Below are 21741 nucleotides of genomic sequence, written 5' to 3' on the forward strand. Positions count from 1 at the left end.
TCAATTACGCCTCGGTACAAACAACATTTGCTGAAAAAATTTACGTTAAATCTACTTTGTCGACTTTATAATAAGAGAGATAACCAATAATAAGCCCTAATAGACACATGCTGATTGGGACGCCGACAAATTGGAATAAGCTAGCGGATGAATCCCCATTTGAAACTGTTGCATTAATAACAAATCCAATTAAGACCGCTGATGTAATTGTCGAAGCTGTTGATTTTCTTCGCATACCAAAGTACAAAGGAATTAAGCTTACCCCGGCCATCATAAAAGCATTAACAAAAGTAGATGGAATTGTAGCTACCATCTCCTGAATCTCTACAGGCGTATCAAACAGGTTCATCATTGGATTTAAGAAATAAACAGCAATATTAATCATAAAAGTTGCAATAATAATACTAAAGAAACAAAATCCGAAAACTAAAGACAGTTTAGCGAGAATTATTTTTTTCCTTTTTAATGGATACGTAAATAATAATTGGACCGTTTTATTTTTATATTCGTCAATGACTAAACGCGATAAAATCACACTCGAAAAAATAATAAAAACAATTCGAATTAAAATATTTGTTAAAGACATAAAATCTGTATAATCCCGAAACACCTGTTCATCTCCGGAACCCAAGGCCATAAGCACAACCGCCGCCAAAATCCCAACAATACAACTGATTAATCCTTTAAAATAACCAGCTATACAATTCTTTTTCCATTCAAGCCTTAATAGTTTAAGCAATTTGATTCCCTCCATTAATAAGATTTAAGAAATACTCTTCTAAATGCTGTTGCTGTTTTTCAATTCCATTGATAACAATGTCATTTAAAATAAGCTCTTTATTAATTTGAGATTGAGAAATATCATGTTCAAAAATTCGAATACAATGCTGATTCACAATTTCATATTTCCGAATTCCCAACTTGTTCTCTAGCACACGAATCGCTTTTTTCAAATCGTCTATTTTGATTTCCAGGTACTCCATGTTTTCTTTTCGAATATCCTCCATTTTTACTTCCTTTAATAATTTCCCATGGTGAAGGATGCCAATAGTATCTGCTATTGATTCAACTTCTGACACGATATGACTTGATATTAAAATAGTGATTCCATGCTCTTCTTTTAACAGCATTAAAAGCTCGCGTATATCTTTAATACCTATAGGATCAAGACCATTTATCGGCTCATCCAGAATTAGAATCTCTGGTTTCGTAACAATTGCCCGTGCGATGCCTAATCTTTGCTTCATCCCTAGCGAAAATTCATGTATTTTTTTATGTTCCACTCCATCCAGACCTACAATAGCTAGTGCCTCTTGTATAGCCCCTTTTTCATAAACACCAACATACTCACAGTGAAGCTCTAAATTCTCCTTTGCTGTTAGCCTTTCATAAAATTCCGGATACTCAATAATGCTGCCTATTTTGTTTAAATATTGATAGGAGGACGTTGTGATTAGATTATTAAAAATCTTTATTTCACCTGAAGTTGGTTTTACTAAATTTAATATCATCTTCATAATCGTCGTTTTCCCTGCCCCATTCGGACCTAAAAACCCATAAATCTCTCCCTTCTTAACATTCATATTGACATTCGAGACAGTTTCGACTCCTTTAAAGCTCTTACTTAATTGCTGTATTTGAATAACAGTTTCCATGTTGTTTACTCCTTACCATTTTGAATTCGTTACATTTATCTTAATAAGTGAAAGTAAAAACAAAGTAAACTCGATGGAAAATGACAGTAATTTTTGCAAGAGAGTAAGGATATAACAATCAGAAGCTGTTATGATGAAATTGAAATGAGGGATAAAAATGGAATCTACAGAAAAAATCTTAATCGTAGATGATGAGATTGGTATATTAAAATTATTAGAAATTACACTTAGAAAAGAAAACTTTACAAATATTGATACTGCATCGACGGGCAAAGACACATTGCAGCTTGTCAAAACCAATATATACGATATTATTTTGCTCGATATCATGCTGCCAGATATAAGTGGCTTTGAGCTCTGTACGGAAATACGGAAGCATACAAATACACCGATCATTTTTGTCAGTGCTCGCTCTACAGATTTTGATAAATTAACAGGACTAGGAATCGGTGGAGATGATTATATTACAAAACCTTTCAATCCTTTAGAGGTCATTGCTCGGATAAAGGTCATCCTTCGACGTCAAAAAATGTATGAGAATTCACAGCAACAGCAAAGTGTGAAGTTCGATTTCGGTTATTTTGCTCTTAATCCTGAATCTGCAACATTAATCGTTAATAATCAGATCGTCGAATGTACAGCTAAGGAGTTAGAGCTACTGCAGTTCTTTTGTAAAAATCCTAACCGTATTTTCACTACTACACAGCTCTATGAATTTGTTTGGGGAAATGACGTTTATGGTGAGGAGAAAACCGTTACGATCCATATTTCGAAGCTAAGGAAGAAGCTTGGAGATGATACGCGTAACCCTAAAATCATTGTAAACTTACGTGGAATTGGTTATAAATTTATTCCACCAAAAGAGGATTCACGATGCGAATAAGTACACGATTTATGTTTCACCTCGCATTGGGGATAATTTTGTGGATATTTGCATCAGGTATTTGTATTTTGATTAGTGTAGAAGGAATCCTTCCACTTATCAATAAATCTGTAAATGAAGATTCTGAGAATATGATTGTACTATGGACTTTCGGGTTCAGCACTATAGCTTGTATCGGAGCATTTGGATGGTATTTTGGGGGTCCCCTTGGATTTATCATGACATGGATTCATCAGCTTTCACAAGAAAATTACGAAAAGCCGGAGGGATTCTCTAAAATCTATACTCGAAAAGGAAAGCTTCGTATGCGCTATCTTTTATATCAAGAGGTACTTCAACATTTACAAAGCTTATCTTTCAAATTACAAGCAGCGGAGATAGAACGAGAAAAAGTAGAGCAAGCTAAACAAGAATGGATTGCGGGTATTTCGCACGATTTAAAAACACCATTAACTTATGTTACAGGCTACTCTACTCTGTTATTAAACGAGCAATATGAATGGTCTAAAGGGGAAGCCCAATCCTTTATTCAAGAAATTGCAGATAAAGGCAAGCATATGGAGGAACTTATTCAAGATTTAAGTCTCGTTATTCAGTTAAATAGTGCGAATGGCTACTTACCTTTGCATAAAGAAAATCTGGATATAATTGAATTTACTAAACGAATTGTTGCCAATATGAGCAATAATCCACAAGCTAATGCCTATAGGCTTCATTTTGACACGGATATTTCAATACTTAACGTTGAATTTGATGCTAAATTCATGCAACGGATATTGCAAAACATTCTTATGAATTCAATTATCCACAATCCACATAACACAGATATTTATACACAGATTTTTAATAGGTCCGAGCATGTAGAAATTCACATTGTAGATAACGGTGTGGGGATATCCAAGCACATGTTAGATAATATTTTTCAGCAGTATTATCGCGGAACTACGACAGATGCTTCTTCTGAAGGTACTGGACTGGGCATGGCGATCGTTTATAAGCTTGTTCAAGCTCATAAAGGCTCCATCGCCGTACAAAGTGAACCTTCTAAAGGGACGACGTTTATTATTACATTGCCTAAAAAATAATAGGATACTGGACTTTACCTGAGCTGTTCTTCTGCGGGCCCGAGCGATTGTTGACTCTTCTTGGTCCCGCTAGAAACCATTCATGAAATTATATTGTATGTCATATATTTAGACATTATATATAGGTTCAATAAGGAGGGTTCCATGCAATCTGAAAAATTGCGACTAAAAAAGATTCAACATCTAGCCTATGAAATTACGGATGAAATGAACAGAGGGAAAGAACTTACTCAGTTAGATACATTGATTCCTGTTATTGATAATTTATCGCGTGCAATTGGTGATCTAACTGATTCATTTGGAAAGTATTCTTTAGACAATGTTGAGGAAAGAGTAAAAAATGCTCATTCATTATTGTTTAATAAGGACAGCGTAAATATGTACTAATCGAACGTTTGGAAAAGGGTAATCATAAAAATAATGATTACCCTACCTCAATTAATGCGTATCAGGTTCAAATGTTTTGCAGTCGGTTTCTTCACTATTAGATGCCTGCTGTCCCTTTTGACTTACAACATAAATTTTTTCTGCAGTACATTTGTTTCCAGAATCCCAAAATGTACAGTTATTGACTTCACAGAGAATTTCTTGTGCCATTTTTTTCACACCTCCTCTTTTGTTATCATTAACAAAATCGAGGTATTCAATACTTATTAATAGAAGGTTAATCCGCAAATCCCGTAGCGGAAATCAGAGCCTTCAAATCAATCAAGGTGGATAAAAATAGTTAATCAACACACCTAAAAAATTATATTTATCTTCAAAAGCTTCATTCTAATTATGCTATGATTACTTTATCCACAAGTGATGATATTTGGGTTTATATACAAAAATACTATTACCTATTTGGAGGTAATAGCATTTTTATGTTACATGATGACGTTGTTATTCAATAACTTCTGTTGCTGTTGCCTCTTGAACAAGAATAATGCCATCATAAGCTTCTTGAGGTGTCATTTTAATTGTATAAAGCATCTGTGTGTACTTGTACCAAAAGCTAAAGTCATCACCGATATTCCCCATTCTCTGCTTCTCAGCAAGAATTTCTGCTAACTCGTCAGATTCACTTGCTTTTTCAAAATCTACATAGAAAATATTTTCCTTAACTTCGCTGAAAGCATCGATTAATGCATTATGATGCTTAACTGTATAAGTTTTTCTTTCACCAGATCCATTTTGTGCCTGAAACGTATTGTTAACAAAGTCCGTCCCAATGGCAAAGTACGCATCTTTATACTCTTCGTCTAAGTATTGACCCATAGATGTGTATCCTGCCATATTTGCAGAAGTTTTCTCTATATGTCCATTATGAGCAGACATTAATACTTTATCATGACCTTGAGCCGCTTCAAATTCAACAATCCACTGTAAGTTGTTAGCTAAATATTTATCACGAAGATTCATATAATCACTGTCATTTAAAAATAATTGCGTGCGTTGTTTCATGATTTGTGCATATTGGGCAGCAAATAAATAGGCTTCTTTCGATGATTGCTTTATGTAAGCTTCTTTATTTGTTTGCAAATCCTTTATCATTGCATCAATATTTCCGTCTAGTTCTTTTAGTTGATCACTCTTTAAATCGCGCATTGTCTTATTTGAAACGTGTTGTAATTGGGCTGCATATTCCTTTGCTTTGTCCTGATCAACTGCTTCATAATAATCCAATAACCCTTTTTTACTAAAATCATAGCGTTGCATATCATTACCGTAAAAATAAATTTTATCTTTCTCATCGGCAGTCATGTTATAATCATGCATCCATTGAACAAAGTCAATCATTTGCTCCGTTTTATAGATACCATAATCCAAAGCTTTTACCGCTTCCTCAGCTGTGCCAGTACCATTTAAAATGAACTGATTGATTTGCTGAGCGCCACCAAAATCGCCTTCTAATACAAAAACACGGACATTTTCATTTTTTATTAAAGCCTGAAAAACATCCTTCTTTAATGTTTGGAATTCAACATTTCCGTGTGTCGCTTCGCCGAAACCAATTACTTTCACATCATTCGGAATATCTATATCTTCAACTGCAGATGTATACTTTGGAGCATCCTTAACGGCTTCTCCCTTTCCACAGCCCGCTAAAGATAATAAAAGAAATAATGCTGAAATTAATAAAAAGCTCCTTTTAACAAATACCATTTTAAGAAATCTCCCTTACTCTATTAAATGCCCGTACTCGCCCAATTGGTGAAGGCTGATCATCAGTGAAGATGAAGTAAATCCCCACTGTTTAAAATTCACTTTATACAGCTTTTCGTTGGAAGTATAAATATCCTCCAAGGAAAAACAGTAAGAACCCTCCGCCTACAACTGTTAATAATTGATCCCAAGGCACAAAGAATACCTCACCTGTATCGCCACCAACATTCATCATCAAGAAGGGCTGACCCCATGGATAGTAAGGTCCAAAACGTTTGGAATTGACTGCTAAGATAGAAGGTAAAGTAAAAATGACGTTTACGGCAAATGGAGCAGCAAAGCTTTTAAACATAACGGACGTCCACAGCTGCAACGCGACTAATGGCAATGTCGCTACCCATCCTCCAAAAATACTTTTCCATACAATCTCCATTGGGAAAGGATCTGTGTAGCCTTTTATAAGACCTACTGCATATATAGAGCATAAATATAGTACCTGCATCGCCAACACAAGAAGCATAATTAATAGATACTTTGCAACAAATACTTTCCCTCTTGTAACAGGTAATGCTAAAAGTTGTTTCCAGCCACCCGATTGATGTTCATATCTACAAATAACACTCGCAAATACTCCTGAAATTAAAGGCAGGAATAATAATGCATATGTTAAATTCATGGAAATTAAAGAGACGTACCATTCATTAATTTCAGAACCTATTAAACCATTCATAGTGTTTGATGCTAATCCTATAAAAAGTCCGATTATAGGTCCTGCCAAAATTAATGGCACCATTTTAGATTTTCGCAATTTAAACCATTCAGCGCTCAGTATAGATCCCATTACTTTACATCCCTTCTAGCAAAATCGATCGTTCCGATAATATACAGTACAATACCAATGCCTATTCCAAGCATGACATTAATAATCGGCTCATCCCATTGATTCATTAACGATGGCCATTTCCAAATCATCCAATCAGGTAAAAAATATGATAAGTAGGCAAAAATCACGCCAAAAATACCTACTGTTATTGGTATCCCCTGATTATGACAAACACTTGCAATCCAAAGCTGAAGTGCCAATATTGGCAACGCAGCAAAATATGGATAATAACTAAATTTAGCAATTTCCCCAATTGGTATGCTATCACCTAAATCTAAAAACACGCCATAAGCCATCGTAACTAACATTAACAACGTGGAAGACAAAAACAATAAAATGGCTAGCACTGTGAATTTCGATAAGTACACCGTTAATTTTGAGACAGGTAGTGCAATTAATTGCTTCCAAGCATTTGTTTCGTTTTCAATGCTTGCCATAAATGAAGTTAAAATAGCAATCCCTAAAACAATAGCAAGCGGTGTAAATGAATGAACATTTAATAAATAGTAGCCCCAATCGTCCTCGCTTTGCTCTAACAAATAGTCCTTCCTTACGCCGTAATTCACCATTTGTAGGGCAACAACACCTATGGGTCCTAAAGCTGTTAAAAACCATAATCCTTTGCGTTTAATTTTCAAAAAGTCAGAAGTTAATAGTTTTCCTATCATAGCGCTTGCTCTCCTGCTGTCATTTGAAGGAAAATCTCTTCTAATGATCGTTTCTCTTCCTCTACTCGGTATACCGAAATGCCTTCTTGTACGAGGATTTGTACAATATGTGCTACTTTTTCATCTGAGCATTCATCGAATAAAATCAGGTCATCCTTATGTTCTGCCTTAATACCATTTGCTACTAGTGAACGCCATCCCTTTTCGCCATTACTCACCTTAATTAATACCTTTGGCTGAGCAAATCTACGCATTGCTTCAATTGAATCTTGGAAAATCATTTTTCCCTTCGTAACGATCCCCACTTGTGTAGCCATTTGATCGATTTCTGATAGTAAATGACTTGAAATAATAACCGTCATTCCATATTCTGAAGGCAATCGTTTAATCAAATTACGGATTTCGATAATACCTGATGGATCAAGACCATTCGTTGGTTCATCTAAAATAAGTAATTCAGGATTGTGTAACAAGGATGCTGCAATACCTAAACGTTGCTTCATCCCAAGTGAAAAGCCCTTTACTTTTTTATTGGCAACATCCTTTAAACGAACAATCTCTAGTACTTCATCGATGCGTGATTTCGGTACACCCAAGATTTTTCTTAACGCTTCTAAATTTTCATAGGCCGTTAAATGTGGATAATAGGAAGGGTTCTCTACTAATGAACCGACCTTTGCTAAAATATTTATTCGTTCTTTCGTTAAATCTTTTTGGAAGATTTTAATTGTCCCCGAAGATGGCTTCATCAGCCCAAGAAGCATACGAATCGTCGTCGTTTTTCCCGCTCCATTCGGTCCTAAAAATCCATATATTTCACCTTTACGTATTTTTAAATTTATATTTGATACAGCTTGCTCTTTACCAAAGCTTTTTGATAAATTTTCTGTTTGTACGATATATTCCATTATCCTCACCTCTGTCATTATCATAAGTAATGAAGGTTAAAAACAGGTAAGGCCCAAGTTTAAATTTTGTTTAAAAAAGACACTTTATCATAACGTGGATTGATTTCCGTTCCGGCTGGGTGCTTTCTTTGGGGTGTCGATGAGCCGCTAATCCCCAAGGAGTCTGCATGGATTAGGAATCCAAAAAACAGCATGCCATAAGCTTTGCTGGCATACTGTTTGGACATTACTGAAATGAAGCATGCCTTAACATGCTTCACAAATTATTCTATTTGTAGTGTTTAATTTTAATCTTTGTGCCGGATTCGCTTGACTCAATATCCCAGTCTAAATCCATGCCCTTTACCATGATATCAACGATAGATAAGCCGATGCCCGCACCTTTAGCATTGGATTCATTTTTCATGCCGTTTCCGTGATCTTTAATGATAAATGCATCATAGTGCTCCGTCGATTCAGTTTCCACGCCAATATATTTCCCGCTATTTGCATGGCGTAATACATTTTGAAATAAATTATCAAATATACGCCCAAGCCAAATCGGATCAACTTGCCACTCATTTTTCTCAAATGGATGTACCTCAATATCGATTTCAAAGCCTTCTTTTTCGAATACCGGATACCATGTTGTCATTTGCTCACGTACAAATCGTATAACGTTGATTTCTTTTTGTTCAAATTTATATTTACTAGCCATTAGTAAAGTATAGGACATTAAATTTTCTATTAAAGCATCGATATTTACAATCGAAATTTCCATTGCTTTAATAGCCTGTTGCCCCTCTTCTGATAGTTCCTCTTTGCTGAGAGAAAAAGATTGCGCTCTAATTTTCGTTAAAGGGGTACGTAGGTCATGTGATAGATTAGCAATCAACTCTCTTCGTAGCTGTTCTTCCTGCTGCTCACGATTTTTACTCTCCCTAAGCTCACACACCATTCGGTTAAAGCTTTGTTCAAGTTGACCAATCTCGTCCTTCTTTTTGACCTTCGTTTCAATAGGTAAGCCATCTACATCACGAATTTCCATCGCTTCTTGAAGGTGCAATAGTCTTTTCCGAATCCCTCTGAAAAATAAAAAGGAAACTACAATGAAAAATAAAATAATGGAAATAACACCCAATAATATAATGGCACCATATTTTTCATAAACATTCACAAGTGGTGGTTTAAATAATTCTTTTGGCATTTCAAAAACAATAAATCCATTGGACTCGTCATCTCCTAAAAAAGCGATAACTGTAAACGGATCACCACCATAACGCTCTTTAATAAATTTTGTAGTATACGCTGGTGTCCATTTGGATGGAATCTGTTCCTCCACATTCACTTTTGTGAGTAAAGTTCCATCCTCACTTACCCAAAACATAGAAGCTTTTGGATATTGCTTCTGCCAATCCTCAAAACGTTGAGTAATTGTTTCCTCTGTAATGATTTTTATACTTTTAGCTTCCGCATGCCATTTTTCCTCTATTTCGCTTTCCCTGAGAACTTCACTTGAAAAATCAGTTTTTCCTATTCCAAACACAAAAGCAGCAATAGCAAAGTATGATAATTGAACAATAGAGATGGCTAAAAAAATAATCAACATATACTTAGCTAATAATGATCGGAAAAATTTCATAGCTTCACCCTATAGCCAATACCACGAATAGTTTCAATAATTGTCGGCTTCGCTGGATCTATTTCTATTTTTTCTCTTAAGTATCGAATATGCACCATTAATGTTTTATCGCCTTCTATGTAGCTTTCACCCCAGACACCCTCATAAAGCTGTTCCTTTGTTAGGATTTGATTTAAATGGCGAACAAAATATTGAAATAAATAGAACTGCTTGCCTGTTAATTGAACCTCTTCATCTGTCTGCGTATTCATGATTCGCATTTCTTTCGTAAAAATTTTAAGATGCTGAAGATCCAGTACATCGTCGTTCTTTTGATATCTTCTTAACAATACTTCCACACGCGCTACTAGTTCATCAGGATGGAATGGCTTCGTTAAATAGTCATCTGCGAAATTAAGCCCCTCTATTTTATCCTCCACAGCCGTACGTGCTGATAACATCAAAATAGGAATTTCTTTATTTTCTCGCTTAATTCTTTTACCAATTGAAAAGCCGTCTAATCCAGGCAGCATCACATCCAATATCGCGATATCCTTAGAGGCTATGTGCTGATCGACCTCTTCACCAGATTCTAGCCATGTCACTTCATAGCCCCTTTCGGTTAAATCCTTCGTCACCCATTGGCCAATCTCTTTTTCGTCTTCTATGTACAATATGCGAAACAATGTTCATCCTCCTATTCTATGTATTCATATAGCCTTAAAAATAACGTTATACTAAAAAACCATATTTTGCATTATATAATTTCAAATAGGGTCTTCACCCTAACGTGTGGTTGATTTCCGTTCCGGCTGGGGGCGTCCAGCCTTCACTCCAATCAACTTATATCAATTTCGCCTTGGCGTAATTGCGTCCGGATTTTGAATTGTGCCAGCACAATTCATTCCTTTGAAAATCCGTGACATCCGCTGGAGGCTTTATCTTCATTCAGTAGAGGTTGGAAACCTATTGACGGAAACCACATCCGCATTTATCTCACTACCTTCAGAGGTGGGAGTCTTCTACTGAATGAAGATAAAAGGCATATACCTTAACAAATGTAAATCTACAACTTTTGGTGAAGAGCCTTCAACTATTTATTCTATTTGAAATTTATGTAACAGCTCTTCTTACTATCTCTCCCATCTCCATTGCCAAAAAGATTGCGTTTTTTACTCATGTGTCCTTTCGGATTGAATAATAAACTTGACGTACTGATGGAATGAAGGGAGCAAAAAAGATGAATACATTAGTATCCGCAAAAAATGTGACAAAAATTTATAACAAAAATCAAGTGCTTGGACTCAATAAAGTATCTTTTGACATTCAATCTGGTGAATTTGTTGGAATTATGGGGGCATCTGGATCAGGAAAAACAACTTTATTAAATATTCTATCTACGATTGATACGCCTACAGATGGTGAAATTTTAATTGATGGTGTTGATATAAAAACACTCAATGATAACCAATCTGCTGATTTTAGAAAGGATCATTTAGGCTTTATTTTTCAGGAGTATTTTTTACTTGATAGCTTATCCGTAAAGGAAAATATTGCAGTACCCCTTACTTTACTGCACAAATCTCCAGAAGAAATAGATTCAACGATCAACTATTTAGCAAAGCGTTTTGGGATATTCGAACAATTATCAAAGTACCCTAGTCAGCTTTCTGGCGGGCAAAAGCAAAGAGTTGCCGCAGCCAGAGCAATTGCGAAACAGCCAAGTATTTTATTTGCTGATGAACCAACAGGCGCATTAGATTCACACTCTGCAACTGAGTTACTTCAAAAGTTAAGAGAAGTAAATGAGGAACTCCATACTACTATTTTAATGGTAACTCATGATGCTTATGCAGCAAGTTTTTCAAGTAGAATTCTGCTATTTAAAGATGGAAATATCATAAAGGAATTAAAAAGAAACAATCAAACCAGAAAACAATTTTTTGAAGAAATATTAAAGGAAATCTCTAAATAAAGACTAAAGGGTGAAAGGAATGCATCATGGTGGGATTATTAACAATTGCAAAAAAGAATTTGAAGAATAATTTTTCCTTCTATTCGTTTTATTTCGTTTCTGTAGCCTTTGTACTGACGGTATTCTTCTCCTTTATTTCATTTTCCATGAACAGTATTGTTTTGGAGAAAATTTCGTCAGATGGCCGAGTAGAAACAATGTCAAGAGTAGTAGTGATGTTTGTTATGGCATTTGTATTATTCTATATGTCTTATTCTAATACCTTTTTTATGAAAAAAAGAACGAAAGAACTTGGGATTTATTCGCTCTTAGGGTATCGGAAGTCGACTATGGTAAAACTATTAACGCTCGAAAATATTTTAATTTGTTTCGCTGCTTTAATTGTTGGAATCATTCTTGGTGCTGTTGCTCATAAAGGAATTGTTGGAGCGATCGTCAAATTATTAAAATTACAAATTGAAACTTCCGAAATTCCATTTATTAATATAAACGCTGTTGTATTTACATTTATTTTTATATTCGCTATTTTAGCTGTCTTATTATTATCAAACTGGATAATCCTTCGGAAAAGTTCGTTACTGATGTTAGTACGATTGGATAAGAAGGAAGAAAAACAAATAAAAATTAATACAGCTTTCTCGTTCATTGGTCTACTTCTTATTTTGTTCGGCTATTTCTTAGCGCTTGATATGACAAGAGGAACTCAATCGTTGTGGAAAACAATAGGTTTTTCACCTATTGCACTTGTAACAATGATAAGTGTAGTTCTAGGTACTATTTTCTTTATTCATTCTTTTTTACCATTCGCTATTCAAAAATTAAAGATGAGGAAAAGTTGGTTTTATAACGAATCCAATATTATTATCATTCCAAATTTTATTTTTAAAATCCGTTCAATGGCAAAGACTTTAATTTTATTAACTTTATTAGTTTCAGGAACTTTAGCTTTATTAGGCTCTACAGTCCTGACTCTTTACCATCCAGTTGTTGCCACAGAACGTATTATTCCGTCAGCTATAGAATTCCCGGTGGAGGACAAACAACTGGCTACTGAGGCAATCAAAATTGCAGAGGGTACTGCTGGCAAAGAAAATGTGAAACACAAAAAAACAACTATTATCTATATAACATCGCCTTCTAATAATTTACCCCAAGAATACAGTATTAAGGAAGAGCCAGGGTTTGATCTCATCTCCGAATCAGATTATAAGGAACTAATACGTAATCAGGGAAAAAATGTAGAATTCGAAAATTTAAGTGAAAATGAAAGTATTTTAGTTAAATATCGACCTGACAAAAAGAAGCTAGATAAAGGGAATATTTATACCTTAAACTTAACACCTACAAATAGCGTAGATATAAAAGTCAAAGACACGACATTACTTAACCCAATAGGATTTGCCAATAGTGTCGGAACGCTTATAATATCGGACAAACTTTATAAAGAAGTAAAATCCTTCGGGTTACCAGAAAAGACGATAATCAGCATTAATGGGACGAATATGAGGGAAAGTAAAGAAGTTTACGAAAACTTAGCTCCGCTATTTAAAAATAACAACTATTTTTCAAGTAGCTACCAAAAAGTAGATTTTCTTATCCAACAAAATAGTTCAACATTCTTACTTATTAGCTTCGTCACAATTATCTTTTTTATTGCAACAGGTAGCATTCTGTATTTCCAAAATCTATCAAATGCTATGTCAAAAAAAGATGAGTTTACTATTCTACAAAGAATGGGCTATAACAAGAAAAAAGTAAAAAAAATAATTAGTAAAGAAGTTTTTGCGATCTTTAGCATCCCCTATGTATTAGGATTAGCACACAGTATTTTTGCAGTAATCACTTACAAAACCGCTTTAATGGACGACTTATTAGGAAAAAACAGCGCCTTTATATTACCTATTCTATTCGCAGTCATAGTTTTCACTCTAGTATATATCATTTATTATTTGTTAACGAAACAAGCATGTAATAAAATTATTTTTAATAGTAAATAGTAAAAAATTACAGATATAGCTGATGTACATGCATCAGCTTTATCTGTATGTAATCTAGTAAAGGTATGTGAATGGATGAAAAAGTACTATGAACACAAACAACTTTTTATTTTAATACATCAACTTTTTTTAATTATTTTTTTATGCTATGAGTTTTTGCAGGAAAGTATTATAGGAACAACAAAAATACTACCATTAATACTTATAACGATTATGGTTTTCTACGGAGCATATATCCATTTTATAAATATTAAAGAAAATAAAACACTATCGCAATTTTCTAATTTGTTAATTCTTACAGCATGGCAATTTTTACTTACCCTTAATGGAAATCCCTTTTTTTATACACTAAGCATAGTACTTAGTGTAGTCATTCTATATATGACCGTACAATTTTTGCTCGTGTTCTTTTTCCAAGATTCCAACTATATTTATAAAAAAGAAAAAGATTCGATTTTAAAAATGATATGCCTATTAACACTCATTTCAAAATTGATTAATGATACACTGTTCGCCTTTCTATTTTCATTTCAAATAATTGTAAGTTTCACTTGCATGGTCTTTCTATTTTTGAAGCATCGAAAACGAATTATATTTGTCTTAAAAAATGAAAAAAAGCATTTACTTCAATCTGTTGCGATTCTTATAGTTCCCCTTTTTGGATATGCTGTGTTGTTTGCAAATAGCCCTGAACACTTAAATAATTTTGGATGGTATACAGTCATTTTTTTACCTTTATTTAGTATCCACGCAATTGCTTTTAAAAACCATAAATTTATGAGGAAGTATTTTCTTTTAAAAGAATATAAAATGGGGCTAATATTGTTATGTTTTCTCGTTTTCATTAGTTCACTTGGCATGTTGTTTCAATTCAATATGATTACCTATTTTATTATCCTACATACAATTTTTTGGTTTGTGTTGCTTTATTTCACCTTGTTATTTCATGACATTAAAACTAAAACGCTATATTTTGATACAGAACAACCAAAAACATTCCCTGAAAGTTCTTACGTACAGCATCTTATACAGATAGTTAAAGAAGAGAAGTTAAAAGTTTCTTTTTCAAATTATTTACATGATGAAATATTACAGGATATATTAGCCGTTAAAAATATGATGAATAAATCTAATAAACAAGAGGTTCGTGAAATAATCGTGAATACGCTGGATGACTTAAACTTGTCTATCCGTGAACAGATGCAGGAATATCACCCAACCATATTAAAAACGCTCACATTAAAAGAAAATTATAGTAATTTAATTAATATGATTCAGCAGAAATTTGGAAATAAAAATATAGACATCACATTTAACTGCAATGATGATTTCTTTTTAGTTGAACCTTATCATTTAGTTATATATCGAATAGTAAAAGAACTAGTAACAAATGCGTTCAAACATTCTAAATGTACTAATCTGGTAGTAAAACTTGCACTGAATAATGACGAAATAGAGCTTATAGTAAAGGATAATGGGATTGGTCAAGTAGATCATGAAAATTATGAACCTAATGACCATAGAGGTTGGGCTTCTATCAAAGAGCAGTTATTTTTATTGAATGGCAACATGTTAATTTCAAAATGCTCTCCTTCTGGCTTATGTATTACTATTGTTATTCCCATGAAAGGAGATGAATCCTATCAATATTTTATTAATAGATGATCACGCTCTGTTTGCTAAAAGTCTTGAGATTGTCTTAGCAGATTCCCCTGAAATAGAACAATTTCATTCATTACAAAATATTGAAAATGTCATTTCAATTATCAATGAATTTAAACCTACAATTACGTTAATAGATATAAATTTAAGTAACATCAGTAGTGAGGACGGACTAGGATTAGCAAAGAACATTTTAGCTAATAAATGTTCTACAAAAATAGTCATATTAACAGGGTATGATTTGCCTGTTTATCGGTATGAAGCTCAAAAAATTGGCGTCAGCGGGTTTATTAATAAAAACATTATGCCAGATAAGTTACTACAAACTTTAGTAGAAATTAATGAGGGTACCTACTATTTTCCGTTACCCGCGGATTATATCGAGGAATTGACCGACAGTGAAAAACAAATATTACAATTGCTATGCGATGGATATAAGCGTAAAGAAATTGCATCTATGTTATTTGCAAGTGAACGTACAATTTCAAACCATATTCAGCATATATTTAATAAGCTAGATGTGTCCTCCTCGCTAGAGGCAGTGACAAAAGGAATAAAATTAGGCTATATTCAGCCAAATTATTAACAAATGTAAAAACAGAGCGTGACAATCACAATGATGAAGTCATGCTCTGAAATGTCACATATATGGTTTTACGTAATAATCAACATATCATTATCATCAAACTGCCACATGTCTCCGTAGGCCACTTCCCAATAATAGCCGTTTGGATCTTGAAAATAGCCACTATAGCCTCCCCAGAATACTGTTTCGGGTTCCTTCACGATTGTTGCTCCTGCTTCTTTAGCCAAATCAAATACTTGATCAACTTCTTCTTTAGACTTTCCGTTATAAGCAAGTGTCATTCCGTTAAAGCCGTTGCCGATCGCTGGTGGATTTGCTTCGTTAATATCTTTTGCTAAACGGTCAATCGGAAACAAGGAAATTTTTGTTCCTCCATTATTAAAGAAAATAACATCAGGATTTGTTTCTTCCCCATAAACAATCACTTCAAATCCTAGACCTTCTCGATAAAATCTAAGTGACTCGACCATATCTTTTACACCCAATGTGATTAAATTTAAACGGTTCATCTCACGATCTCCTTTATAAAAGTCTTAATTACTTATTCTCTTTTTAGCATTGAATTCCCTTTTCGCCTTTGTAAACCACTCATTTTGCTACAGACTAAATACTTTATTAAAGCTGAACCATGTGGACAAAGAAAAATTTCTTACGATGAACCTTTGATATCTCACAAAAGTAACCTCCACGTTTCTATGAAACCAAAAAGTGCGTACTTTATTTTGCATTGGCATGAAAGCATAATAAGTAAGCAACGAAGCACTAATAAAAATCGGAGGACAGAACAATGATTAATCATTTACAAGATAAAATTACATTAAATAACGGCTTACAAATGCCTGGTATGGGGCTAGGCGTATTCCAAGTACCGAATGATGTTACAGCAGAAATGGTGAAAAATGCGATTGAGGTTGGTTACCGTAGTATTGATACTGCGGCTATTTATGGTAATGAAGCAGGTGTCGGTGAAGGAGTTAGACAAGCATTAGCATCTACAGGTCTAAAACGTGAGGATTTATTTATTACGTCTAAAGTCTGGAACGATGGCTTGAGCTATGAAGAGACAATTGCAGCATACGAAGACAGCTTAGAAAAATTAGGGCTAGATTATTTAGACCTATATCTCATTCATTGGCCAGGTAAAAATAAATTTGCCGAAGCTTGGAGAGCACTCGAAGATTTATACGAGCAAGGGAAAATTAAAGCTATCGGGGTATGTAACTTCCAAGTTTCACACTTACAGGATCTTCTTAAAATAGCTCGTATCAAACCAGTTATTAACCAAGTGGAACTTCATCCACGATTACAACAAACTGAAGTACGTTCATTCTGCGAAGAGCACAATATCCAAGTGGAAGCTTGGGCACCATTAATGCAAGGTGGACTTCTTGATAATGAAACTATTTCAAAAATAGCTGAAAAATACGGGAAATCAAATCCTCAAGTTATCTTGCGCTGGGATATTCAAAATGGTATCGTCACAATTCCAAAATCTGTGCGCAAAGAACGTATGATTCAAAACGCTGATATTTTTGATTTCACACTAACTGATGAAGAGATGGCAATCATTAACGCCATGAATCTAGATCAACGTGTTGGACCAAACCCAGATGAGTTTGATTTTGTCATGTAAACAATAGCTATGTAAACGTGAAAGAGACTGTCTTATTTTCTTCTCTTAGACAGTCTCTTTCCAATCTATTTAAGATGTATGCTTAATCGCGATATCTTCATCACGTTGCATTAACAGTACATCTTCACCTTTATCTTGTAGCACTTCGATATGTTTTTCACCCCAAGTGCAAAGCATGTTCAGCACAGGGTCCATCTCTTGACCATAAGGTGTTAACGAATATTCAACTTTTGGCGGTACCTGATTGAAAACCTTGCGATTAATTAACCCAGACTGCTCTAATTCACGTAATTGGCTCGTTAGCATTTTTTGCGAAATGCCTGGAATCAATCGGCGAAATTCATTCGTACGAATCTTACCATGGTGGTTAAGGTGACAAAGAATAATAGGTTTCCATTTGCCCCCAATGACTTCAAGAGTGGCTTCAACACCAATATTATAAACTTTTTTCATTGTAAACCCCCTGTAATATTCAAAAGTAACTAAAAGTACCCTATATGACTTTTAGATGTATATGAATATTACTATATACTATAAAAAAAATCAAAGGAGATATTATTAGAATGAAAGATACAAAAGTGCCGAATGCCAAACTAACATTACTCGCACTTGCAATCAGTGCATTTGGTATCGGCTCTACAGAATTTATAAGCGTCGGACTTCTTCCATTAATTACAAAAGATTTTGATATAACATTAAGTACTGCAGGTTTAACCGTATCCATATATGCACTAGGTGTAACTATTGGTGCACCGCTTTTAACAGCATTAACATCGCGCCTTAGTCGCAAAAATGTGTTACTGCTCGTTATGGTACTGTTTATTATCGGTAACTTACTTGCAGCCTTAGCACCCTCATTCTCATTACTACTAACTGGGCGTGTTATTTCAGCATTGGCACATGGTGTGTTTATGTCCATCGCCTCTGTTATAGCTGCAGATGTTGTGGCACCTAATAAACGAGCAAGTGCAATAGCTTTTATGTTTACAGGACTAACATTAGCAACTGTGACTGGTGTCCCACTAGGAACTTTTATTGGACAAGTAACTGATTGGCGAATGTCGTTTATTTTCATAGTTATCATAGGTATTATTGGATTAATTAGTAATGCCCTGCTTGTACCTAGTCAATTATCTAAAGGGAATCCAATATCTTTTCGAGATATCGGGAAAGTATTAGGGAATATAAGAATGCTCTTAATTCTCTTTATTACTGCAATTGGATATGGTGGCGCATTCGTTGTATACACCTATGTTTCTCCTATTTTAGAGCAGTATATGGGCTACTCACCAAAGGCAATTGTCGTAATCTTAGTTGTATATGGTATTTGTGTTGCCATCGGTAATACATTAGGTGGTCGTTTTGCGAATAATAACCCTTTACGTGCTATCTTTATTATCTTTATAGGCTTAGCATTAGCACTACTCGGCATCAACTTCTTTTTAGAATCAACAATCGTTGGATTAATAATGGTCTTTATGATGGGGCTATTTATGTTTATGAATGTACCGGGATTACAGCTTTATGCCGTTCAGCTTTCAGAAAAATATATACCATCAGCTATTTCAATGGCTTCAGCATTAAATATTTCAGCCTTTAACATTGGTATTTTTCTAGGATCGTACATTGGAGGAATCATTGTTCGCCACCAATCATTATCTCATACTCCTATATATGGATTCGGCATGGTGATGATTGCCGCGGCTACTACGTTCCTATGGTTACTCTTTGATAGAAAGAAGCAATAGATCCCTTGCTATGTATTTAATTAGAATAAAATGATGAAAGGAAGCTTTAACAATAGCCAGGGCTTCCTTTTGTTATTCATCCTATTTAAGGAACGTAGCATCAAAGTATGCCTTGAAATTTGGATACAGATAGTCTAATGACGCTTTAATATCGGCGTTATCATCAAATAAAACTTCATGTTCAATTTCATATATTGCACAAGTTTCTTCATCTGCATTGTCATTTAAATCAATGCAAAATATTTTTCCATACTCTTCATCCCATGAAAACGGAAGATATCCTAAACTACATAACGATGGATTATACATATCTCTAACGTTATTTAAAGGCTCATCAACACTTTGTTCCGGTATGACATCAAAATAATGGTGATACGTTGAAATAAAAGCTTTATACCATTCAGGAAATGGAGGTCCGAACTCTTTTTCTAAAGCTTGAATATCATCTTCCGTTACTATAGAAGGGACCAGCTTCCATCTTGACCATTCTTCATCAGTATCTGCTAATTTCATCTCAACAGGAACATCCGGACGCATCCATCTGCAAAATCCATCTTCCGAAACCTGATTATAGTGCTCGTAGTAAACTTCAAAACCTTTTTTTATATATTCACGAATATTCATCTTTAAACCCCTTTTTATCTCAGAGTAAAATCTTTTCTCCCTAATCCCCTACAGTCCTAGGTTTTTCACATCAGTCACTAACACCTAAAACATTTTTATACATAAGATAAGGTATCAACTATAGGATAGGAGGAATTTAGTTGTATTACAATCCTTATCCGTATTTTGTCTACCCTAACTATTATCCAACATGGGCAATGGCCACTCAACAACCTTCAAGATATCTAGCAATGCCGACGAACCCAGCAAACAGCAATCCATTCCCACCCGTCAATATAAATAAATTGAAGACTTCTGCGAAACGAATTAAGGCCATTATGCAGCAAGCACAATTACTTACGGATAAAATTGATGAATCCGAGCAATTTGCCCATGATCTGATGAACGCAGCACAACTGTCAAATAAAACAGAAGTTGAAAAATTAATTGCGTCGACAGGTATTACCATCAAATTCGAAACTAACTATACACCAGATGGGATCCGTATAATATTTACTGACAGTGACTGTTGTAAGCTCACCTTAAATTTGACCTGGTGAGTTCCATCCAATCTATAAATTACTACAAATTGACACTATGAAGGTTCTGGAAATTTTTTAACTATGTATCCCTATTGAACTTGTAAACTATAAATAAATATGCTAAAGTATTCGTAATCTATTTCTGAAAATTCTTATATTACTTTTTCTTATCAAGAGAGACGGAGGGATTGGCCCTATGATGTCTCAGCAACCAGCCTATAGGTATGGTGCTAATTCCAATTGGCGAAATCAGCCTTGAAGATGAGAAGACTTACTTAGTTGCTTTGCACAAGGGTCCTCTTTCTACAAGGAGGGCTCTTTTTTATATTCACTAGTAAGCAAAGTCTAAGCATCCAAAAATAATTACAAGAAAGCAGGAAAATATTATGACAAACGACCTTTTACAAGCACTTCAACTATTGAAATCGAAAGAATGGATAGATTTAACACATACATTTGGTCCTAATTCACCGCATTTCTTTATGTTTGATGATGCAAAATTTGAAACATTATTTTCCCATGAGGATGGTTTCTTTGCGCAACAATTCTCTTTCCCTGGGCAATATGGAACACATATCGATCCACCTATCCATTTTGTGCGAAATACACGCTTTTTAGAAGAATTGGCGTTAAAAGAACTTGTCCTACCACTAATCGTTATTGATCAATCTAAGGCAGCCGAAATTAATAACGATTACACATTAAGTATCCAAGATATTCTTGACTTTGAGGCTGAATATGGGGAAATTGAAGCGGGTACCTTTGTTGCGCTTCGTACTGATTGGAGTAAGCGTTGGCCAGATAAAGAGGCTTTCAGCAACAAAGATGCTGATGGTAATAATCATATTCCTGGCTGGGGATTAGAAGCGTTACAATTTTTATTCAACGAACGAAACGTTAGTGCGATTGGTCACGAAACTTTTGATACGGATTCAGCAGCTGATTTTCGTAAAAACGGTAAGTTAGATGGCGAATATTTTGTGCTTGAGCAAGATACTTACCAAATTGAACTTATGACAAACTTGGATAAGCTACCTCCTAAAGGTGCTGTTATTTTCAATATTGTACCAAAACCTGAAAAGGCCTCTGGATTCCCTGTGCGTTCATTTGCAATAGTGCCTTAAAAATAGCAATAGGTCTGAATCAAACCATGATAGGTATTGAA

23 protein-coding genes and 1 riboswitch are annotated in these 21741 nt (G+C 34.6%); of the genes, 11 read left to right on the forward strand and 12 right to left on the reverse strand.

The annotated features are described in order from the left end of the window. Nucleotides 1–40: 40 nt before the first annotated feature. Nucleotides 41–739 carry an ABC transporter permease gene (locus tag BFJ97_RS12635; protein WP_068985012.1) on the reverse strand — a complete coding sequence of 233 codons (699 nt, stop codon included), beginning with the start codon at nucleotides 737–739 and terminating at the stop codon, nucleotides 41–43. Then, nucleotides 732–1655 carry an ABC transporter ATP-binding protein gene (locus BFJ97_RS12640; RefSeq protein ID WP_068985013.1) on the reverse strand — a complete coding sequence of 308 codons (924 nt, stop codon included), beginning with the start codon at nucleotides 1653–1655 and terminating at the stop codon, nucleotides 732–734. Before BFJ97_RS12640 ends, BFJ97_RS12635 begins: the two co-directional genes overlap by 8 nt. A gap of 157 nt (nucleotides 1656–1812) precedes the next feature. Between BFJ97_RS12640 and BFJ97_RS12645 the strand changes: the two genes are divergently transcribed. The 3 genes from BFJ97_RS12645 (at nucleotide 1813) to BFJ97_RS12655 (ending at nucleotide 4010) form a co-directional block, all read left to right on the forward strand. Beyond that, entirely contained in the window at nucleotides 1813–2538 is a 726-nt protein-coding gene (locus BFJ97_RS12645) for a response regulator transcription factor (RefSeq protein WP_068985014.1), read from the forward strand. Next, entirely contained in the window at nucleotides 2529–3623 is a 1095-nt protein-coding gene (locus BFJ97_RS12650) for a sensor histidine kinase (protein ID WP_068985015.1), read from the forward strand. Before BFJ97_RS12645 ends, BFJ97_RS12650 begins: the two co-directional genes overlap by 10 nt. Nucleotides 3624–3767: 144 nt before the next feature. After that, on the forward strand, nucleotides 3768–4010 hold the full coding sequence (locus BFJ97_RS12655; protein ID WP_068985016.1) for a group-specific protein: 243 nt from the start codon (nucleotides 3768–3770) through the stop codon (nucleotides 4008–4010). A 51-nt stretch (nucleotides 4011–4061) separates the two neighbouring features. On the opposite strand, the gene BFJ97_RS12660 is transcribed toward BFJ97_RS12655, so the two are convergent. The 7 genes from BFJ97_RS12660 to BFJ97_RS12690 all read right to left on the reverse strand — a co-directional run bounded on the left by BFJ97_RS12660 (nucleotide 4062) and on the right by BFJ97_RS12690 (nucleotide 10516). Further along, nucleotides 4062–4220, reverse strand: coding sequence for a DUF1540 domain-containing protein (locus BFJ97_RS12660; protein WP_068985017.1), 159 nt, complete (start codon nucleotides 4218–4220; stop codon nucleotides 4062–4064). Nucleotides 4221–4508: 288 nt separating this feature from the next. After that, on the reverse strand, nucleotides 4509–5771 hold the full coding sequence (locus BFJ97_RS12665; protein ID WP_068985018.1) for an erythromycin esterase family protein: 1263 nt from the start codon (nucleotides 5769–5771) through the stop codon (nucleotides 4509–4511). A gap of 103 nt (nucleotides 5772–5874) precedes the next feature. Beyond that, nucleotides 5875–6612 carry an ABC transporter permease gene (locus tag BFJ97_RS12670; protein ID WP_068985019.1) on the reverse strand — a complete coding sequence of 246 codons (738 nt, stop codon included), beginning with the start codon at nucleotides 6610–6612 and terminating at the stop codon, nucleotides 5875–5877. Further along, nucleotides 6612–7322, reverse strand: a complete 711-nt coding sequence (locus tag BFJ97_RS12675; protein WP_068985020.1) for an ABC transporter permease — start codon at nucleotides 7320–7322, stop codon at nucleotides 6612–6614. Before BFJ97_RS12675 ends, BFJ97_RS12670 begins: the two co-directional genes overlap by 1 nt. Next, nucleotides 7319–8230, reverse strand: a complete 912-nt coding sequence (locus BFJ97_RS12680; protein WP_068985021.1) for an ABC transporter ATP-binding protein — start codon at nucleotides 8228–8230, stop codon at nucleotides 7319–7321. Before BFJ97_RS12680 ends, BFJ97_RS12675 begins: the two co-directional genes overlap by 4 nt. A gap of 268 nt (nucleotides 8231–8498) precedes the next feature. Next, nucleotides 8499–9851 (reverse strand): sensor histidine kinase, encoded by a 1353-nt coding sequence (locus tag BFJ97_RS12685; RefSeq protein ID WP_068985022.1) that lies wholly within the window; start codon nucleotides 9849–9851, stop codon nucleotides 8499–8501. Further along, on the reverse strand, nucleotides 9848–10516 hold the full coding sequence (locus BFJ97_RS12690; RefSeq protein ID WP_068985023.1) for a response regulator transcription factor: 669 nt from the start codon (nucleotides 10514–10516) through the stop codon (nucleotides 9848–9850). Before BFJ97_RS12690 ends, BFJ97_RS12685 begins: the two co-directional genes overlap by 4 nt. A gap of 554 nt (nucleotides 10517–11070) precedes the next feature. Between BFJ97_RS12690 and BFJ97_RS12695 the strand changes: the two genes are divergently transcribed. The 4 genes from BFJ97_RS12695 (at nucleotide 11071) to BFJ97_RS12710 (ending at nucleotide 16050) form a co-directional block, all read left to right on the forward strand. After that, nucleotides 11071–11805, forward strand: a complete 735-nt coding sequence (locus BFJ97_RS12695; RefSeq protein ID WP_068985024.1) for an ABC transporter ATP-binding protein — start codon at nucleotides 11071–11073, stop codon at nucleotides 11803–11805. A gap of 29 nt (nucleotides 11806–11834) precedes the next feature. Then, the gene (locus BFJ97_RS12700; RefSeq protein ID WP_068985098.1) at nucleotides 11835–13802 is read left to right on the forward strand and encodes an FtsX-like permease family protein; all 1968 of its coding nucleotides are present in this window, start codon (nucleotides 11835–11837) and stop codon (nucleotides 13800–13802) included. A 75-nt stretch (nucleotides 13803–13877) separates the two neighbouring features. Then, nucleotides 13878–15467: an ATP-binding protein gene (locus BFJ97_RS12705; protein ID WP_068985025.1), complete on the forward strand. Its 1590-nt coding sequence runs from the start codon at nucleotides 13878–13880 to the stop codon at nucleotides 15465–15467. Continuing rightward, nucleotides 15436–16050, forward strand: coding sequence for a response regulator transcription factor (locus BFJ97_RS12710; RefSeq protein WP_068985026.1), 615 nt, complete (start codon nucleotides 15436–15438; stop codon nucleotides 16048–16050). Before BFJ97_RS12705 ends, BFJ97_RS12710 begins: the two co-directional genes overlap by 32 nt. A gap of 68 nt (nucleotides 16051–16118) precedes the next feature. On the opposite strand, the gene BFJ97_RS12715 is transcribed toward BFJ97_RS12710, so the two are convergent. Further along, on the reverse strand, nucleotides 16119–16559 hold the full coding sequence (locus BFJ97_RS12715; RefSeq protein WP_068985027.1) for a VOC family protein: 441 nt from the start codon (nucleotides 16557–16559) through the stop codon (nucleotides 16119–16121). A gap of 278 nt (nucleotides 16560–16837) precedes the next feature. Here BFJ97_RS12715 and BFJ97_RS12720 point away from each other — a divergent pair, with 278 nt between their 5' ends. Further along, a complete protein-coding gene (locus BFJ97_RS12720; protein ID WP_068985028.1) occupies nucleotides 16838–17683 on the forward strand; it encodes an aldo/keto reductase in 846 nt (281 codons plus the stop codon). Nucleotides 17684–17752: 69 nt separating this feature from the next. Here the strand turns inward: BFJ97_RS12720 and BFJ97_RS12725 are convergent, their stop codons facing one another. Next, entirely contained in the window at nucleotides 17753–18136 is a 384-nt protein-coding gene (locus tag BFJ97_RS12725) for a winged helix-turn-helix transcriptional regulator (protein ID WP_068985029.1), read from the reverse strand. A 110-nt stretch (nucleotides 18137–18246) separates the two neighbouring features. Between BFJ97_RS12725 and BFJ97_RS12730 the strand changes: the two genes are divergently transcribed. Further along, nucleotides 18247–19431: an MFS transporter gene (locus BFJ97_RS12730; RefSeq protein ID WP_068985030.1), complete on the forward strand. Its 1185-nt coding sequence runs from the start codon at nucleotides 18247–18249 to the stop codon at nucleotides 19429–19431. Nucleotides 19432–19512: 81 nt separating this feature from the next. On the opposite strand, the gene BFJ97_RS12735 is transcribed toward BFJ97_RS12730, so the two are convergent. Continuing rightward, a complete protein-coding gene (locus BFJ97_RS12735; RefSeq protein WP_068985031.1) occupies nucleotides 19513–20055 on the reverse strand; it encodes an SMI1/KNR4 family protein in 543 nt (180 codons plus the stop codon). 140 nt (nucleotides 20056–20195) lie between these two features. Here BFJ97_RS12735 and BFJ97_RS12740 point away from each other — a divergent pair, with 140 nt between their 5' ends. Further along, the gene (locus tag BFJ97_RS12740; protein ID WP_068985032.1) at nucleotides 20196–20594 is read left to right on the forward strand and encodes a hypothetical protein; all 399 of its coding nucleotides are present in this window, start codon (nucleotides 20196–20198) and stop codon (nucleotides 20592–20594) included. Between the two features lie 146 nt (nucleotides 20595–20740). After that, nucleotides 20741–20844: riboswitch (SAM riboswitch) on the forward strand. 118 nt (nucleotides 20845–20962) lie between these two features. Further along, on the forward strand, nucleotides 20963–21700 hold the full coding sequence (locus BFJ97_RS12745; RefSeq protein ID WP_068985033.1) for a cyclase family protein: 738 nt from the start codon (nucleotides 20963–20965) through the stop codon (nucleotides 21698–21700). Nucleotides 21701–21741: the final 41 nt, after the last annotated feature.

This window comes from Lysinibacillus xylanilyticus (genome assembly GCF_001708185.1).
GTDB classification, from domain to species: Bacteria; Bacillota; Bacilli; order Bacillales_A; family Planococcaceae; genus Lysinibacillus; species Lysinibacillus xylanilyticus_A.

Coding starts and splice junctions, on each gene's coding strand:
- BFJ97_RS12715 (WP_068985027.1), bottom strand. CDS start 16,559: ATGAACCGTTTAAATTTAATCACATTGGGTGTAAAAGATATGGTCGAG.
- BFJ97_RS12675 (WP_068985020.1), bottom strand. CDS start 7,322: ATGATAGGAAAACTATTAACTTCTGACTTTTTGAAAATTAAACGCAAA.
- BFJ97_RS12650 (WP_068985015.1), top strand. CDS start 2,529: ATGCGAATAAGTACACGATTTATGTTTCACCTCGCATTGGGGATAATT.
- BFJ97_RS12725 (WP_068985029.1), bottom strand. CDS start 18,136: ATGAAAAAAGTTTATAATATTGGTGTTGAAGCCACTCTTGAAGTCATT.
- BFJ97_RS12680 (WP_068985021.1), bottom strand. CDS start 8,230: ATGGAATATATCGTACAAACAGAAAATTTATCAAAAAGCTTTGGTAAA.
- BFJ97_RS12695 (WP_068985024.1), top strand. CDS start 11,071: ATGAATACATTAGTATCCGCAAAAAATGTGACAAAAATTTATAACAAA.
- BFJ97_RS12745 (WP_068985033.1), top strand. CDS start 20,963: ATGACAAACGACCTTTTACAAGCACTTCAACTATTGAAATCGAAAGAA.
- BFJ97_RS12705 (WP_068985025.1), top strand. CDS start 13,878: ATGAAAAAGTACTATGAACACAAACAACTTTTTATTTTAATACATCAA.
- BFJ97_RS12720 (WP_068985028.1), top strand. CDS start 16,838: ATGATTAATCATTTACAAGATAAAATTACATTAAATAACGGCTTACAA.
- BFJ97_RS12665 (WP_068985018.1), bottom strand. CDS start 5,771: ATGGTATTTGTTAAAAGGAGCTTTTTATTAATTTCAGCATTATTTCTT.
- BFJ97_RS12685 (WP_068985022.1), bottom strand. CDS start 9,851: ATGAAATTTTTCCGATCATTATTAGCTAAGTATATGTTGATTATTTTT.
- BFJ97_RS12710 (WP_068985026.1), top strand. CDS start 15,436: ATGAATCCTATCAATATTTTATTAATAGATGATCACGCTCTGTTTGCT.
- BFJ97_RS12735 (WP_068985031.1), bottom strand. CDS start 20,055: ATGAATATTCGTGAATATATAAAAAAAGGTTTTGAAGTTTACTACGAG.
- BFJ97_RS12655 (WP_068985016.1), top strand. CDS start 3,768: ATGCAATCTGAAAAATTGCGACTAAAAAAGATTCAACATCTAGCCTAT.
- BFJ97_RS12640 (WP_068985013.1), bottom strand. CDS start 1,655: ATGGAAACTGTTATTCAAATACAGCAATTAAGTAAGAGCTTTAAAGGA.
- BFJ97_RS12645 (WP_068985014.1), top strand. CDS start 1,813: ATGGAATCTACAGAAAAAATCTTAATCGTAGATGATGAGATTGGTATA.
- BFJ97_RS12670 (WP_068985019.1), bottom strand. CDS start 6,612: ATGGGATCTATACTGAGCGCTGAATGGTTTAAATTGCGAAAATCTAAA.
- BFJ97_RS12730 (WP_068985030.1), top strand. CDS start 18,247: ATGAAAGATACAAAAGTGCCGAATGCCAAACTAACATTACTCGCACTT.
- BFJ97_RS12660 (WP_068985017.1), bottom strand. CDS start 4,220: ATGGCACAAGAAATTCTCTGTGAAGTCAATAACTGTACATTTTGGGAT.